At 57.5% G+C, this 16,372-nt stretch carries 17 protein-coding genes; all 17 read left to right on the top strand.

All coding sequences use genetic code 11. The features are described from left to right. Nucleotides 1-789: a flagellar biosynthetic protein FliR gene (fliR, locus tag Q7U39_07265; protein ID MDO9117737.1), complete on the top strand. Its 789-nt coding sequence runs from the start codon at nucleotides 1-3 to the stop codon at nucleotides 787-789. Beyond that, nucleotides 782-1,876, top strand: a complete 1,095-nt coding sequence (flhB, locus tag Q7U39_07270; GenBank protein MDO9117738.1) for a flagellar biosynthesis protein FlhB — start codon at nucleotides 782-784, stop codon at nucleotides 1,874-1,876. Before fliR ends, flhB begins: the two co-directional genes overlap by 8 nt. Nucleotides 1,877-1,891: 15 nt before the next feature. Further along, the gene (gene flhA, locus Q7U39_07275; GenBank protein ID MDO9117739.1) at nucleotides 1,892-3,994 is read left to right on the top strand and encodes a flagellar biosynthesis protein FlhA; all 2,103 of its coding nucleotides are present in this window, start codon (nucleotides 1,892-1,894) and stop codon (nucleotides 3,992-3,994) included. Nucleotides 3,995-4,002: 8 nt separating this feature from the next. Further along, nucleotides 4,003-5,409: a flagellar biosynthesis protein FlhF gene (gene flhF / locus Q7U39_07280; protein MDO9117740.1), complete on the top strand. Its 1,407-nt coding sequence runs from the start codon at nucleotides 4,003-4,005 to the stop codon at nucleotides 5,407-5,409. 11 nt (nucleotides 5,410-5,420) lie between these two features. Beyond that, nucleotides 5,421-6,287, top strand: coding sequence for a MinD/ParA family protein (locus Q7U39_07285; GenBank protein ID MDO9117741.1), 867 nt, complete (start codon nucleotides 5,421-5,423; stop codon nucleotides 6,285-6,287). 22 nt (nucleotides 6,288-6,309) lie between these two features. Next, entirely contained in the window at nucleotides 6,310-7,059 is a 750-nt protein-coding gene (locus Q7U39_07290) for a FliA/WhiG family RNA polymerase sigma factor (GenBank protein ID MDO9117742.1), read from the top strand. 345 nt (nucleotides 7,060-7,404) lie between these two features. Beyond that, entirely contained in the window at nucleotides 7,405-8,175 is a 771-nt protein-coding gene (locus Q7U39_07295) for a GGDEF domain-containing protein (protein ID MDO9117743.1), read from the top strand. Nucleotides 8,176-8,390: 215 nt separating this feature from the next. Beyond that, a complete protein-coding gene (locus Q7U39_07300; GenBank protein MDO9117744.1) occupies nucleotides 8,391-9,161 on the top strand; it encodes a flagellar hook basal-body protein in 771 nt (256 codons plus the stop codon). 9 nt (nucleotides 9,162-9,170) lie between these two features. Continuing rightward, the gene (gene flgG / locus Q7U39_07305; protein MDO9117745.1) at nucleotides 9,171-9,962 is read left to right on the top strand and encodes a flagellar basal-body rod protein FlgG; all 792 of its coding nucleotides are present in this window, start codon (nucleotides 9,171-9,173) and stop codon (nucleotides 9,960-9,962) included. A gap of 10 nt (nucleotides 9,963-9,972) precedes the next feature. After that, the gene (gene flgA / locus Q7U39_07310) at nucleotides 9,973-10,776 is read left to right on the top strand and encodes a flagellar basal body P-ring formation chaperone FlgA (protein MDO9117746.1); all 804 of its coding nucleotides are present in this window, start codon (nucleotides 9,973-9,975) and stop codon (nucleotides 10,774-10,776) included. An 8-nt stretch (nucleotides 10,777-10,784) separates the two neighbouring features. Next, a complete protein-coding gene (locus tag Q7U39_07315; protein MDO9117747.1) occupies nucleotides 10,785-11,474 on the top strand; it encodes a flagellar basal body L-ring protein FlgH in 690 nt (229 codons plus the stop codon). A 14-nt stretch (nucleotides 11,475-11,488) separates the two neighbouring features. Next, nucleotides 11,489-11,755 carry a hypothetical protein gene (locus Q7U39_07320; protein ID MDO9117748.1) on the top strand — a complete coding sequence of 89 codons (267 nt, stop codon included), beginning with the start codon at nucleotides 11,489-11,491 and terminating at the stop codon, nucleotides 11,753-11,755. A 21-nt stretch (nucleotides 11,756-11,776) separates the two neighbouring features. Then, nucleotides 11,777-12,919, top strand: a complete 1,143-nt coding sequence (locus Q7U39_07325) for a flagellar basal body P-ring protein FlgI (protein ID MDO9117749.1) — start codon at nucleotides 11,777-11,779, stop codon at nucleotides 12,917-12,919. A 76-nt stretch (nucleotides 12,920-12,995) separates the two neighbouring features. Further along, on the top strand, nucleotides 12,996-13,364 hold the full coding sequence (locus Q7U39_07330) for a rod-binding protein (protein MDO9117750.1): 369 nt from the start codon (nucleotides 12,996-12,998) through the stop codon (nucleotides 13,362-13,364). Nucleotides 13,365-13,443: 79 nt separating this feature from the next. Continuing rightward, on the top strand, nucleotides 13,444-13,749 hold the full coding sequence (flgM, locus tag Q7U39_07335) for a flagellar biosynthesis anti-sigma factor FlgM (protein ID MDO9117751.1): 306 nt from the start codon (nucleotides 13,444-13,446) through the stop codon (nucleotides 13,747-13,749). Between the two features lie 73 nt (nucleotides 13,750-13,822). Further along, nucleotides 13,823-14,335, top strand: coding sequence for a flagellar export chaperone FlgN (gene flgN, locus Q7U39_07340; GenBank protein ID MDO9117752.1), 513 nt, complete (start codon nucleotides 13,823-13,825; stop codon nucleotides 14,333-14,335). 3 nt (nucleotides 14,336-14,338) lie between these two features. Continuing rightward, nucleotides 14,339-16,366 (top strand): flagellar hook-associated protein FlgK, encoded by a 2,028-nt coding sequence (flgK, locus tag Q7U39_07345; GenBank protein ID MDO9117753.1) that lies wholly within the window; start codon nucleotides 14,339-14,341, stop codon nucleotides 16,364-16,366. Nucleotides 16,367-16,372: the final 6 nt, after the last annotated feature.

Below are 16,372 nucleotides of genomic sequence, written 5' to 3' on the forward strand. Positions count from 1 at the left end.
ATGGGACTGACGCAGACCATTCACATCCTTCTTCCGCAGTTCCAGGCGTTTCTTGTCCTGATCTCCCGCATTGGAGGGCTGCTGGCCGCGCTGCCGGTCTTCAGCGGACGGACGATTCCTGTCAAGGTCAAGCTCGGCCTGGTGCTGACGCTGAGCCTGATGCTGGCTCCGTCGATACCGATGCCTACCCTGTCGCTCGATCCCATGATCTTGGTCGGTGGCATGCTCAGCGAGATGGCGATTGGCGTCACCATCGGCCTGGCGGTGCGGTTGATGTTCGGCGCATTGGAGGTGGCCGGCGAGCTGCTGGGTATTCAAATGGGGTTCGGGGCGGTCCATCTGTTCGACCCGACAACCTCTCACCAAACTCCGATGATCGCGCAGTTCTTCACCATGTTGGCCTCGTTGATCTTCCTCTCATTGAATGCGCACCTATTTGCCATGGCGACCATCATCCACAGTTATGAGGCCATCCCGGCGTTCGGCGCCCATCTCTCCTCGCACCTGGGAGAAGAGATTCTCCTGCTGTCACAGCGAATGTTTACGATCGGTATGAAATTGGCCGCGCCGGGGCTGATTACGATTTTGCTCATCAATGTCCTTATGGCCTTGCTCGGTCGCGCTGTTCCGCAAGTCCAGGTCTTTGTCTTAAGCTTCCCTATTACGATTGCCGGGGGATTGCTCGTCCTCAGTCTCGGAATGCCCTTTACGGTCGCCTTAATCGGGTCGGAGTTCGAACAGCTCCAGCTCACGATTGAAGCTTTACTGAGGAGTCTCGGACGTGGCTGAGTCAGAGTCAGATAAGAGCAGCCGGACAGAAGAGGCGACTGAGAAACGTAAGTCGCAGGCCCGGACCGATGGACAGGTCGCCATGAGCCGCGACGTCGGGACTGCGGCGGTCCTTATAGGAGGGGTCGGATTTCTGGCAATCGGTGTGCCGATCGGACTGCGCCAATTGACCGACGTGACGCGGCGCGGGCTGTCGTTGTCGTTCGATGAAACGTTCTGGAAAGCGCTGACGGTTGAACATATCCATACCATTGTCGTGCAGATCAGTGTGACGACGATGATTCTGATTCTACCCATTCTCGGCGTCGTGCTGTTCATGGGGACCGGCGCATCACTGGCGCAAACAGGATTTATGTGGCGGCCGAACGCGCTGCAGCCGAATTTCGGCAAGCTCAATCCGCTCAAGGGGTTGGGCAAACTGTTTTCCACCAGGTCGGTGATGGAGCTCGTCAAGGGTCTCGTGAAGATTGCCATCATCATGGCGGTGGCTCTCTTTACCGCCCGTCGCGATCTGCTCATGGTACCAGGCCTCATGGATTACGACCTGCCGGCGGCGATCGAAATGGCCGGGCACCTCACGCTAAAAGTGGCGACGGGTGTCGTGGGCGCATTGGCCGTCCTCGCCGCCGTGGACTACATATACCAACGGTTTGAGTGGTCCCGTGACCTACGCATGACCAAAGAAGAAGTGAAGGAAGAGCACAAGGCATCGGAAGGCGATCCGTTAGTCCGTGGCCGTATCCGATCTGCGCAACGCGATCTTGCCAAGAAACGCATGATGGCGGCGGTGAAGACCGCCGATGTCGTGGTCACCAACCCCACGCACCTGGCGGTAGCGTTGAAGTATGACGCCACCCAAAAGGCCGCTCCGTTCGTGGTGGCCAAGGGGGCTGGCTTTATCGCGGAGCGTATTCGCGAACTGGCTCGTCATCATGGAGTGGCGGTGGTCGAAAATAAGCTGGTGGCCAGAACGCTGTACCGGTTGGTCGATATCGGAAAAGAAATTCCGTCGAATTTATATCGCGCCGTCGCCGAAATTCTGGCCTTTGTCTACCGGGCCAGAGGGATCAACCCCGGACAGTTATAAGAAGGGCTGTATTACATGGCATCCACGACAACTGTGTCTCCAGTCGAGCATCCACCACTCCTTAAGCATCCCGACATCGTCATGTCCGTGAGTGTCGTCGGTGTGCTCATGGTCATGCTGTTACCGCTTCCGCGGTTTCTATTGGACCTGTTGCTCAGCTTCGACATCACGATTTCCATCATCATTTTGCTGGTGGGACTACAGGTCCGCCGGCCGATGGACTTTTCGGTATTCCCTTCGATTCTCCTGATGGTCACGCTCCTCCGGCTGTCCCTGAATATTGCGTCGACCCGCCTGATTCTGTTGCATGGCAATGAGGGGGCGGCGGCGGCAGGGGAAGTCATCCGCACGTTCGGCACCTTTGTCGTCGGCGGAAATTACACCGTCGGTCTCGTGGTCTTTGCCATCCTGGTGATCATCAATTTCGTCGTCGTCACCAAGGGTGCCGGCCGCGTCGCTGAAGTCGCCGCCCGCTTCACGTTGGATGCCATGCCTGGTAAGCAGATGGCCATCGACGCCGACTTGAACGCCGGCCTCATCAAAGAAGATGAAGCCAGACGGCGGCGGAAGGATATCGCGGAAGAGGCCGACTTTTATGGAGCCATGGACGGTGCCAGCAAGTTTGTGCGAGGGGACGCGGTCGCGGCCGTCATCATTGTGGTGGTGAATATCGTCGGCGGGCTGACCATCGGCATTCTGCAGCAGGGCATGAGCCCAGGCCTGGCGGCGCAAACGTACACGCTCTTGACTGTCGGCGAAGGCCTGGTCGCTCAAATTCCGGCCCTCATCGTCTCGACCGCCACCGGTATGATCGTGACGCGCGCGGCCTCAGAGAACGATCTTGGCGCGGAGATGACACAGCAACTCCTCAATTCACACCGAGCTGTGGGAACGGCCGGAGGAATCCTGCTGGCCCTCGGCCTGGTGCCGGGGCTGCCGCATCTGGCCTTCCTGGTCCTCGGAGCCGGCGTGTGCTGGATCGCCTACCATCTCTATCAACGGGAGCAGACGCCGGAGACTCAGGCTCCTCCGCCCGTAACCGCAAAGGTTGAAGAACCGGTCGCCCACATCGCGCCGCTCGATCTCATGGAAGTGCAAGTGGGATACGGCCTGATCAACCTCGTTGAAGGCACGCAGGGCAATACGCTCCTGGAGCGCATCAAGGGTCTGCGGCGGCAGTTTGCCGAATCCATGGGATTTGTCGTTCCTCCCATTCATATCCGGGACAATTTGCAACTGCGCCCGAATGAATACGCGATCATGCTCAAAGGCGTTGAAGTCGCCAAGGCTGAAGTGCTTCCGGGCCATGTGCTGGCGATCGATCCCGGCACGGCGCAACGTGGGATGGTCCAAGGCATTCCCACCAAGGAACCGGCCTTCGGTTTGCCGGCATTGTGGGTCGTTGAGGACCAGCGCGAGCAGGCCCAGATGGCCGGCTATACCGTCGTCGATGCCAGCTCGGCCATCACCACGCATCTGTCCGAAATCATCAAACGGCACGGTCATGAATTGTTGGGCCGGCAGGAAGCCCAAGCCTTGCTCGACGAAGTCGGGAGGACGCATCCCAAGCTGGTGGAAGAACTCATTCCGACCATGGTCTCCCTGGGTACGGTGGTCCGGATCTTGGGCAATCTTCTCAAGGAGGGGATTCCCATCCGGGATATTCGGTCCATCCTGGAGGCCATTGCCGATCATGCCATGACGACCAAGGATGCCGAACTGTTGACGGAAATGGCCCGCCAATCACTGGCCCGGACCATTACCAAGCAGTATCAGGCGCCGGACGGCTCGCTCCCGGTCATTACACTCGATCCGCGCCTCGATCGAACGCTGGCGGAGCAAGCGTCAATATTGCCGCAGGGCGCCATGCTGAATCTGGATCCCGCGCTGTCGCACAAACTTCTGACAGCGCTCAAGCAATCAGCGGAACGCGTGGCTGCGCGCGGCCAGCAGCCGATTCTGCTCTGTTCCCCGGCCGTGCGACGACACTTGCGACGATTGACGGACCGGCTCTTGCACTCTGTTCCGGTGATCGGACTGAATGAAATCGATGCCATGGTGCGCTTGCAGTCGCTGGATACCATCCGGCTCGACTCAGAGCTCCCACAACCGTCGTGAGGTGAATCATGAAAGTGAAAACGTTTCATGCCTTGACCATGCAGGATGCGATTCGAGCGATCAAGGAAGAGCTGGGGCCGGATGCCGTCATTCTTTCATCCAAGGAAGTGCATCAAGGCGGCCGGTTGATGAGTTATTTCAATAAGCCGGTCTTGGAGGTCATGGCGGCGGCCGAATATGATCCGTTGCCCCGGATCAAGCCGTCGCGGGATACATCGGCCCCGAGCGAGCCACGGAAAGCTTCGCAGGCGCCATCTTCGGCCAGCACATGGACCCAGCCGGTCGGGCCGGAAGTCTTTCGTGACACCCTGCAGGGAATGTTAGCGCAACCAGCATCTGCATCTCATGTGTATGGCATGAATCAGCCGCCGGTGACGGCTCCTGCGCCTCGGCAGACACGCCCGACTGCGCCGCGTTCATCGGATATCAAACAGAGTCGTTTACAAGATCTGCGCAAAGACTTACGCGAGTTAAGCCGGGAGATCGGCGCGTCTTTGCCGGCGGCCTCACAATCGTTGAGTCAACATGCGGAGCCGGCCATCGCATCGTTGTGCCGCAATCTTGTGGCACAAGGGCTGCGCCCGTCGAGCGCCGACAGGATCGGACGGTCCGTGGGCGTGGAACTGGCTCGTCGCAACTCGACGGCGCCGTACGACCTGCAGCATGCGTTGGCGAAGTGCCTGGCTCAGGACATGCGCGTGAGCGGATCTCTGCTCTCCGGTCAGGGAGATCGGACTATCGCCATGATGATCGGAACAAACGGGGCCGGCAAGACGGCCGCGATCACAAAGCTGGCAACCCACTATCAGTTGGAAGAAAAGAAGTCCGTCGCCATTGTCTCGCTGGACACCTATCGATTGGCTTCAGTCGAGCAACTCCGGATGTATGCCGATGTGTTGGGTATTCCATGCGAATCGGCGATGTCTGCGAAGCAGGCTGCGGCCTATGTCCACAAGCATACCGATGCCGATCTGATCCTGATCGATACGGCCGGTTTTGGAGAGAAAGATCTTGCCTTGGTGCATACCCTGCACCAGCTCCTCAAGACCGAACCGGAAGTGCAGACGCACGTTGTGGTCTCGGCCTCGACACGTGAGCAGGATTTGCAACGTCAGGTGGCGCAGATCCATGCGCTCCCGCTCTTGCGACTCCTGTTCAGCAAGCTCGATGAGACGGACTCCTTCGGCGCCCTGTACGAATTGAGTCACCAATCAGGCATTCCACTGTCCTATTGGAGCGCCGGTCAGCGGGTTCCAGAAGATCTTGAAGTCGCGACGCCGCAACGGCTGGCCGAGCTTCTCGTCAGCCGTCGCTACACCGTTCCGTTCCGATCGTCGCTGGATTCTCAGGCTTCGGCGGAGCGGTCAGCGTTACGCAGCGCACACGAAGTGACCATGGACACTGTTACGCGGTAGGAGGAAACACTATGCAGAGCGGATCGTATACACCAACGGCAGGGGACGTGTCGGAGCGAGCCTCGTCGCTGACGCACGTCATCGCCGTGGCCAGCGGCAAAGGCGGCGTGGGAAAGACCAACATCGTGGCCAATATGGCGATGGGACTGAGTAAAGCAGGAAAGCGTGTCCTGGTCTTGGATGCCGACCTCGGATTGGGAAATCTGGATGTGCTGCTGGGTTTGGTTCCTGAGCATACGATCGAGCATGTGCTGGCCGGGACTCACTGCTTGGATGACGTGATTGTCGACGGTCCCGGTGGAATCCGGGTTTTGCCCGCCAGCTCCGGGGTGCCTCAGCTGACGGCATTGAGTGAATCGCAACAAATGTTGCTCATGGAGCAATTGGAGGCGGTCTCGCGGGACGTCGACGTCCTGCTGATCGATACCGGGGCGGGGATTTCGCCGAATGTCACCTTCTTTGCCTCCGCGGCTCAAGATACCATTGTCGTCGTGTCTCCCGAACCTACCTCCCTCACAGATGCCTACGCCCTGATTAAGGTGTTGACCAGACAATATCGGGAACGTCGCTTCAAGGTGTTGGTCAACATGGCCAAGAGCCCGAGAGAAGCGGCTGAAGTGTTCAGAAAGCTCGACACCGCAGCGGACCGGTTCCTGCATGTTGTCCTCGAATATGTCGGCTATATCCCTCAGGATGATTATGTTCCGCTCGCTGTGAAGCAGCAAAAGGCTTTGCTGGAGCTGTTTCCAGGCTCGCCGGCGGCCCTGGCGCTGACGCGGCTCGCTGGGCAAGTTTTGCAGTGGCCGAAGCCGAATTTTCCTAAGAGCGCTGTGCAGCTGTTGTGGCAACGCTTACTTCAGACCACCGCAGTCATGTGATGGAGTCAAAGGCATACTTACTATGAGTAAAACGGCAGTTCATCGTGTTCATCAAGCGATTCCCAGCGGCGATGCTCATCGGGAGCAACTGATCAAAGAATTTGCGCATGTGATTCGGGCAATGGCCCATCGCCTGGCCTTTCGATTGCCCGCGTACCTGGATGCCGAGGATTTGATCTCCGTCGGGACCATCGGCCTGATGGATGCGATGGAGAAATACGACCCCAATCGAGAAGCGAAATTCAAGACCTATGCGGAGTTCAGGATTCGCGGCGCCATGTTGGACGAGATCCGCTCGATGGATTGGATTCCACGATCCGTACACGAACGCATCGGCCTCCTGCAAAAGACCCATATCACGTTGTTGAATCGACTGGGACGCCCTCCGTTGGATGAAGAAGTGGCGTCCGAACTCAAGATGCCCCTGGAGGAACTCGACGACTTTATCTCGCGGGCCCGAGGGGCCGTGATGATCAGTATCGACGACCTGGGACTTCAAGAGCCGGATGGACACAAAGTCGTCAAGATGCTCGCCGATACGCATCACCCGGATCCCTTGTCCACGTTAGTGAACGAGCGAGAGCGCGAAGCGATCGGCGATGCCATTCAAGGATTGCCTGAAAAAGAACGGCTGGTCCTGACCCTCTACTATTATGAAGAACTGACGATGAAGGAAATCGGCGAGCTGTTGAAAGTCACGGAGTCCCGTGTGTGCCAAATTCACACCAAGGCCATCCTCCGACTGAAAGCCTTTCTTCATGCTGACGGGTAGGGCCCGACGGAAACCGCAGGGGAGCGACTCGCTTGCCTTCAGGCAGCCTTTCCCGTGATTGTTCGTGACGGTTGGTGCCGGATTGCATCCTTCCCCTAGCAGGGCTTCAGTTCTCTCTCTGAATAGCCGAGACAGAGGCATCACTTAGAAGGATGTCTCCGCCTCTCATTCATGGATAGAGAACAGCCTCCATCAACTCGCTCGACGACCCTCAGTGCTTCCGTCGGATACCGCGGGCCATTCACCCTGGGTCTCTCCCGCCTGGGTCGTTCTCGCTCAAGAGTCAGCGTATCGTCTCGCTCGAAGGCCATCTGTTATTTTGCGCTAGCCCTCACGACCGGCCTAGTGGCTGCTCAATGGCTCATGAATTCACCGGGGAGAACCCCTTCCGGCACGAGCATCGGCAGCTCTCTGGGCAGTGCGTCCCTCATCGCTCCCGAATTACTCGTTGGCGGAGTAGGACTGTTCGTAAGCATCAGCCTCAGCCTTGCCGGAATATGGTATTGGCCGTTTGGCCGGCGAACCAGACGCCAGCCCCGTGAAGACAGTTTGGCGGCATACGACCACGTGACAGGCCTGCCCACGCTACGCCTCTTCACCGTGCTTCTCGAACAAGGGCTCACTCGGGCATCGAATATGGGCCGCAGTATCGGCGTCCTCGTTGCAGATCTTCATCAATTTCGTCCGCTTCCGACCTCCATACCCACTCCCAATATCTCCAATATCTCGTTGATCGTGCGCGTGCAGGCCGCCCGCATCAAGAGCGCGCTGCCCTCGAACCATACCGTTGCCCGGATCGGCGACCGGCGTTTTGCCATCCTGATTGAAAACGTGGTCGCACGGGAGGAGATCGATACGCTCGCACAGAATATTTATCGCACGATGTCGCTACCCCTGATGATTGAAGGACAGGAGGTCCTGTTGACCTGTCAGATTGGGGGAGCAATGTATGCCTCCTCTGGCGCATCAGGAGAAACCTTGCTGAGTCAGGCCGTCAAATCACTCGCCCTCGCGACCTCTGAGAATCCCATCCGGTTTTCCGATTCCCTCACTGCCGCACCCAGCCCATCTTCCATGGCGATGCAATCAGCTCCCAGCGAATCCCTTTTGCACTAGGCAACTTCTACCTCGTCAGCGGAAGTATTCGCCGATCGAAGGAGAGACCGTGTCCGGTTCTCTTTCCGTCAGACCGTCGACTTTTTGACAGCCTGCCAGATTCCCCAGCATTTCTTACTTCCCACATCGAACAGGCCTACGCCGTCTGAGTGTCACGGCCTGGCATGCACGTTGCTGTATCTCCTTGCGAAACGAACTACCAAGGAGCCAAGACCGTGAATCGAGGTATCTATCCAATTCTCTCAGGAGCCCTGGCGCACGAACGCCGGATGCAAGTCTTTGCGAACAACATGGCGAACGTCAACACCGCCGGGTTTAAGCAGGATGAGCAGACCTTCAAAGCGGTCTTCCCCAAGGCGCATCTTGCGATTCCCGCAATTCCAGGAACCGTGTCTCTCGCCAATCAGATCGTGGCCAAACCCTTCGGCCCGACTGAACGCGTGTATGCGGCTCCCAATACAGTCAAAACAACCTATGACGCGGGACGCATTCGGCTGACCGGAAATCCCCTGGATCTCGCCATCCAAGGCCGCGGCTTCTTAGAAGTCAAAACCCCTCAAGGCACACGCTATACCCGCAACGGCATGCTTTCTCTGGATAACCAACGCCGGCTTGTCACGAATCTCGGGTATCCGGTGATGGGCACGAAGGGGGAATTGAAGATTCCCGTCGGGAAAATGGATATTTCCAATCAGGGCGAAATCAAGGTCAACGGCAATCCCGTCGGCACCATCAAGGTCATGGATTTTCCCGACTCCAACATGCCGCAAAAGTACGCGGAAGGCATGTTCATCTCCGATAAGGGGTTCCCTGCAAAAGCTCCCCAAGTCCAGGTCGGGCACATCGAAGATTCCAACGTCAATTCTATCGGTGAAATGGTCAAGATGATCGAGGGCATGCGCGGATATGAATCGGCTCAGAAGTTGATTCAAACCCTGGACCGGATGGCTGAAACGGCCATTCAAGAAGTCGGACGAGTGGCTTAGGAGGCGATTATGATTCGGGCAATGTGGACAGCCGCCACCGGAATGACGGCACAACAGATCAACGTGGATACCGTGGCCCACAACCTGGCCAACGTCAACACCAACTCGTTCAAGCGCAGCCGGGCGGAGTTTGCTGATCTGCTCTACCAAATCCAGCGCTTGCCGGGCACCAGCGCATCCAACGTGGGCGTCTTTCCCGTGGGCATTCAAGTCGGCGCCGGTGTTCGCCCCACGACCGTCTCAAAGGAATGGCTCCAGGGGAACATGCGTCAGACCAACAACGACCTGGATATCGCAATCGATGGACCGGGGTTCTTTCAAGTCTCCAGACCGGATGGCACCATCATGTACACCAGGAACGGGTCATTCAAGCGCGACAACGTCGGCAACTTGGTCACGGGCGACGGTGACTTGTTGAATCCCGTGATTACCATTCCTTCCGGGGCCTTGAAAATGGATATCGGCCAGGACGGGACCGTCTCCGTCTTGCTCCCTGGCGTGACGCAGGCTTCCCAGGTCGGCCAGATTCAATTGACGCGATTCGACAATCCGGCCGGACTCGTGGCGATGGGAAACAATCTGTTCATCGACAGCTTTGCGTCGGGCCCTCCGACCCAAGGGACCGGCGGATTCTCCACCGGATTCGGGACCATTCAGCAGGGCTTCCTGGAAAGTTCGAACGTCAACCTGGCCGAAGAAATGGTCAATATGATCATTGCGCAGCGGAGCTATGAAATTAACTCGAAAACGATTCAAGCGTCTGACGAGATGATGTCCATCGCGAACAATCTCAGACGATAAGGAAGAAGCCATGAACAGTATTCGCATCATCGTCGCCGCATGTATGCTCGCCGCCGGGGCCAATCAGGCCATCGGCGCCACGGCGGAGAAGCTTGCCAAACCGGTCTCGATTGGAGGGCCAGGGCCCAACGGACCGGCCCTCGGCAAGCTGGATGCGACCCGGCCGACGATGCGGGAGCTGCATTTTGAGCAGATCCAGAAAACCATTCAGAGATTTCTCGAAGGGGAATGGGGCACCAGGGTGAAATCGGTGCAGGTTACCCTTCTGGAACCGCTGGATCCGATCAAGATTCCGGTGGGGGTGATCGAATTGCAGATCCCTTCCGTCGCCGGAGGCTCCACGACGATGGGGCGCAGAAGCTTTGCCATCCAGGTGACAGTCAACGGGAACCCGTGGAAAACCGTTGAGGCGCTGGCCGACATATCCGCCATGATCGATGTGGTCGTCCCATCCCGCTACTTGAAGTCTGAAGAAACGATTGAACCGGATGATCTGACGACCGCGCGGATCGTCACCTACGATGTGAAACATCCCTTCATCACGGACCCGGAGGCCGTCATTGGGAAGAGCACGGTTCGTCCGCTCCAGCCGAATACTCCGCTGCGTCCGACCTTCTTGAAAAAGCCGTTTATGGTCAAGAAGGGGGACCACGTCATGATTGAAGCGCGGCGTGGCAACTTCTCCGTTCAAACATCAGGCGTGACGAAGGGAAGCGGACAAGTCGGACAAACCGTGATGGTGGCTAACCTTGATTCGGGGCGAGAGCTGCGCGCGAAGATTATCGCTCCGGGTCTCGTCCAAGTAGATTTTTAGGATCACGCATGCGTTGTGTAATCGCTCGCACATGGGGTGTGGTGGCGGCCGGTGTAATCCTAAGCGCCTGTAACCTCGCGCCATCTGTCTCAACCAAGCTGACCGTACCGCCGCTGCCTCCTCCCAAGACTCTGGGGTCGTTGTGGCAAGAAGAGAATGGTCGGGCCTATCTCTACGAAGATCTGCGCGCCATGCGGGTGGGGGATATTCTCACGGTCAAGATTGTCGAGAAGCACAAAGGGTCAAAGTCGGCGGATACCGCAGCGCAACGAGATTCGACTCTCTCGAACTCCCTGGCAGGATCCGGAGTGGGATATTTTGGAATCCCTGGTTTCAGAATCAGCGATGAAGCCAGACGCGGATTCGGGGTCGACGCGTCCGCAAGCAATAAGTTTACCGGAAAGGGAGCGACGAGCCGGGAAGGGACCTTAACCGGTACGATTTCGGTGATTGTTATGGAAGTGCTTCCGAACGGTGACTTGCGCGTTGAAGGGCGTCGTGAAGTGTCGGTCAATAGTGAGAAGCAACTGATGACGATTGCCGGTATTGTGCGGCGGGTGGACGTCGATACGAAGAATACCGTGCTGTCTTCGGCGATCGCCGATGCCAAGATCGAATACGCAGGGTTGGGAGTGTTGGACGATGTGCAGCGGCCGGGATGGCTGGTTCGCATTCTTGATTGGGTTTACCCGTTCTAAGAAGGGTGTCCTGAGTGAAAACGATTCCTAAACGGAAAGTCTCGGCGAAATGGGGCGTCTGGCGTGGCGCGGTCTCGCTCCAGTCGTTGCAGATGATGGTGATGAGCGGCGTGGTGAGGCGAGCGGACTTCGACCCGCCTCAGGACCCCGGTCGAACCGGCTATTGGCACCGCGGAAAAAACAGAGTCAGCATTCCACAAGAATCGGCCTCGGAACAGGGATGGATTTCAAGAATGCTTTTAGGTCGAAAGTCGGCCATTCAGTCAGCGCACAAGTTGTAATACGAGGGGATCGTCGCACCAATGAAGACACGTTATACCAAGTCATGGATTGCGGGAGCGCTCGTCGGATTCTTGTGTGTGCCGCTTTCTGCGGAGGCGGTCAGGATCAAGGACATCGGGGCCATTGAAGGTGTTCGGGAAAATCAATTGATCGGCTATGGATTGATCGTGGGGCTTGATCGAACCGGCGATCAAGTCATCGGCGGCCAGTTTACGATCCAGGCCATGATGTCCATGCTGAACAAGATGGGGATCAATTTGGTGATTGATCCAATCCAGTTGCTCACAAGAAATATTGCTTCTGTCATGGTGACGACCAAGCTTCCCCCGTTCGCCAAGCCGGGGCAGACTCTGGATGTCGTCGTCTCTTCGATGGCCAATGCGAAAAGCCTGCAAGGCGGGACGCTCTTGCTGACTCCTCTCAAAGCGGCCAATCAACAAGTGTTTGCCGTAGCCCAAGGCCCAGTCTCAGTGGGAGGCTTCCTGGGTGGGACAGGCGGACCGGGAGGAGCGACCGTCACCAAGAATCATCAGGCTGCTGGAGTTATACCGGCAGGAGCGATTATCGAAAAGGAGCTGGTGGTCAATATCGATGCCTGGGAGACCGTCTCGGTGATGCTCAGGCAGCCGGACTTTACGACTGCCATTCGGACGGCTGAAGCAATCGATGGGGTCTTCGGCAAAGGTAGTGCCTTACCCGTCAATGCCGGTCTTGTGAAGGCCACGATTCCCGCAAACTTCCATGGTCGAGTTGTCGAATACATTGCCTCGATTGAAGGCCTGGATGTCTCGGTTGATATGGCCGCCAAAGTAGTGGTCAACGAACGAACCGGTACGGTCGTACTTGGCGAGCATGTGCGAATCTCCACCTGTGCTATTTCCCACGGAAATCTGACGATTTCGGTGAAGAATACTTTGAGTGTTTCTCAGCCAAATGCACCACTGATCGGCTCTGCCGGCAATCAACCAGCCACTGTGACAGAAGATGTACAGACTGAGGTGAAGGAGCAAGAGTCTCGGTTAATCGTCGTGGATGAGACCGTGACGCTGGGAGAAGTTGTGAGGGCGCTCAATGCGGTTGGTGTGACACCCAGAGATCTGGTCTCGATTCTCTCGGCGCTCCGGGCAGCCGGAGCACTCCAAGCTACGCTTGAGATTATATAGATAAAGCCATGATTGTATTAGAAAGTATTAGTAAGTTATAGGCTGGCAATCGCTGTTGTACGATACGAGAATCCTTATGAATATTCATGATTCGACTCAGGCGCAGTTTCTTTCTTCCCCGGTCTTCACCGATCCACTGGGGAACCAGAATGAAGTCAACTCCTTGAAAGTAAAGGGGAGTCCTGGCGATCGGCAAGAGTTATTGAAGGCCGCTAAGCAGTATGAAGCATTCTTTGTGTCCTATTTAATGAAGGTCATGCGGGAAACCGTTCATGAATCAGAGATGTCCGGCAAGATGGGCTCATACTTTTACTCCTTTTATGACCAGGAGATTGGGAATAGGGCATCCGAGTCAGGGGGCATCGGGATTACCCAAATGGTTCAGGAATATATCGAAAAGAATTATCCGCCAACCGCTAAAGTTCCGGACAGTGAAGACCGATAAGGTGTGCGACAGGGGTTGAAGCAACCGAGAGGGGAAAACCCCGGTGGGCTCAGCCGTTTCCCAGAAGAAGGAGAGAGATATGCAGATCTCAGGTTCAGGTCGTTCCGATCAACTGGCCAAAATTCTCTTAGGCACGCAGGAGACAAAAGGTCCGTCGACGCAACGGCAACCGTCTCAAAAAGAGACGGGGAATGACCGGGTCCAGATTTCGGATCAGGCCAAAGAGCTGCAGCGCATTCGCGCGCTGGGCCAGACCCCCGATCACGAACGGACCGCGCGCGTCGAACAGATCAAGAAAGCCATCGAACATGGCACCTATGATGTCAGTGGTCGCAAAGTCGGCGACGCACTCATCAAGCAAGTTCTGACCGACGCGGTGTTGTAGCAGGTACGGTCCACATCGACCACGCTGCCAGGATGGCGGCGTCACGTCCGGAGCAAGTTCGCAGGGAGCGCGTATGCCTTCGGTTTCAACGGCACTGTCAGCACAATTAGTCACGATCCTCCTCCGGGAACTGGCCGCCTGCCAGTCCCTCCTTGAAACGGTCGAGGCGGAGCGTCACGCGATCAAAACACTCGCCATCGGCGACTTTCACCCCATCAATGTTCGCCGCCTTGCGATACTCGAACAGCTCCAATCCATTGCAGATGCGCGCGACCAGACAGTCCGCCAGATTGTGCTCGCGCTGTCGTTGCCTGACTCCACCGCGTCGTTGCACCTCCTGCTCGATCGCTGGCAAGGATCGGAGGCGTCCACCGTTCGTCGTCATCACGAGACCTTGATGGCCACCGCCAAGCATGTGCGTGAAGAGATCAAGCAGAACGTGGTCCTCATCGATGGCATTCGAGGGTTTGTCGAACACGCCTTGACCGCCGGAGCAGCCGCTCTGACGGACGGCAAGGCGTACAACCGGACGGGGAAGCCTGCGCTCGCACACCCGTCATCAGCCGTCCTCTACCAGCAGGGATAGCCTATGGGTGGCTTAAACTCCCTCTTTGACATCGCCAGGACTGCCCTGAACACCGCTCAGCAAGCGCTGACGGTCAGTGGGCATAACATCTCCAACGTCAATACTCCGGGCTTTTCACGACAGGAAGCCGTCTTGACGGAGCGGCCGCCGATTAACGGACAACCCGGCATGTCGGGGACCGGCGTGCAGGCCACTTCGATCCGACGCCATGTCGATCGTTTCGTCGAGCAACAGCTCACCGTGTCCGACCAAACGCTCGGGCGTCTATCCGTAACTCGAGACGAGCTCTTTCGATTGCAGAATATATTCGGCGATAGTAACGATCAGGGCATCGGGGCCGCCCTCAGCGAGTTTTTTCAGGGGTTGCAGGATGTCTCGACATCGCCGGGCGAGTCCACGGCACGGTCGGTCTTGCTGGGCAAAGCGAGTCAATTGACGGCAAGTCTCAACCAAGCCGCAGCGGATCTCACCAACGCCCGATCTTCCTTGAATTTCCAGGTCTCGCAAACCATCACCGAGATCAATAGCCTCACGACTCAGTTGGCCGAACTGAACGGAAAGATTGTCACCGCGGAAGTCACGGGGCAGAATGCCAACGACCTCAGGGACCAGCGCCAGCTGGCGCTCAACGAGTTAGCCCAGCGCATCGATATCACCAGCATTGAAAGCAGCACCGGAGGGCTCAGCATATTCGCAGCTCGCGGGCAGGTTGTCGTGGAAGGCGACACGCATCGCAATCTGGAAGCGGTCGCCTCCGCGAACAATGAGGGGCTCTTCGAAGTCGGATATTCGACAGGCGGAATCAGGACCGTCAGTCTCGACCGGCAGATCACCAGCGGCCGCCTTCGCGCCTTGCTTGATTTGCGAGACACCACGGTTCAGGGCCTGCAAGATCAATTTGATCGCATTGCCTCGACGCTCTCGAATGCGGTCAACCTGATTCATCGGCAGGGCTACGGTCTTGACGGGTCTACGGGGCGAGACTTTTTTACGCCGCCCGCGGTCACAACTCAGGCGGATTCCAACAATCAGGGAACGGCGGCGATCGGCAGCGGAACCGTCACCGCAAACAGTTTGCTGACTTTCCACGACTACGAGGTCCGGTTTACTTCAGCGACGGCGTACTCGATCGTGGACACCACCACTGGAGCCACCATTCGGGGCAATTATACCGGCACCGCTATTACGGCCCCTTCGAGTGCCGCGCCGCTCGCCATCATCACCGGAACCAACGACGCCTTGACCGTCTCAGTCGACGGGGTAACGTCCGGAACCATCACGCTGACAGGTGCCACATCTCCTGGCCAGGCCTATACCTCCGGCGCGGCGCTGGCCCAGGAAATCCAGACACAGATCAATGCCGATGCCACATTGCAAGCCGCAGGGTTGACGGTATCGGTTACCTTCGACACGATCACCAACCGCGTCGTCTTGACATCCAACGGAACCGGCGCCTCCTCGGCGGTGAATGTGACCGGCGGCAATGCCAGGACCAGTCTCGGTCTGCTGGGCGGGACCAGCACGGCGGCATCCGGCACCTATAGCGCCCCTTCCACGTTCATTTTTGATGGCATCAGCGCCACGCTGTCTGGCGCCCCGGCGGCGAATGACGTGTTTCGAGTCAACTCGTATCGCGACAGCGCGGGCAACGTTGCCGTCGCCCTTACGAATCCGGCCACGGTCGCCGCCTCCTCCACACGGGCCGGGATCCCCGGCAACAACACGACACTGCTCCAACTCGTGGCGCTCCAGCACACACAGTTTGCGAGTCTAAATAACAACACATTGCATGACGCCTATCGCAGCACCGCGGCCACTCTCGGAGTCTCCGCACAAACGGCCGATCGTGAGCAAACGGCACAGGAAATCCTCCGCGATCAAATCGACACCTTCCGGGCACAAGTGTCAGGCGTCTCGATCGATGAGGAGCTCGTGAATCTCATCAAGTTTCAACGGGGATTTGAAGCGGCAGCGCGCTTGATCCGTGTGACCGACGAGATGTTCGACACCTTGTTGTCGCTGAAGCGCTAAAAAGAA

This window comes from Nitrospira sp., from assembly GCA_030653545.1.
In the GTDB taxonomy this organism is placed as follows: Bacteria; Nitrospirota; Nitrospiria; order Nitrospirales; family Nitrospiraceae; genus Nitrospira_D.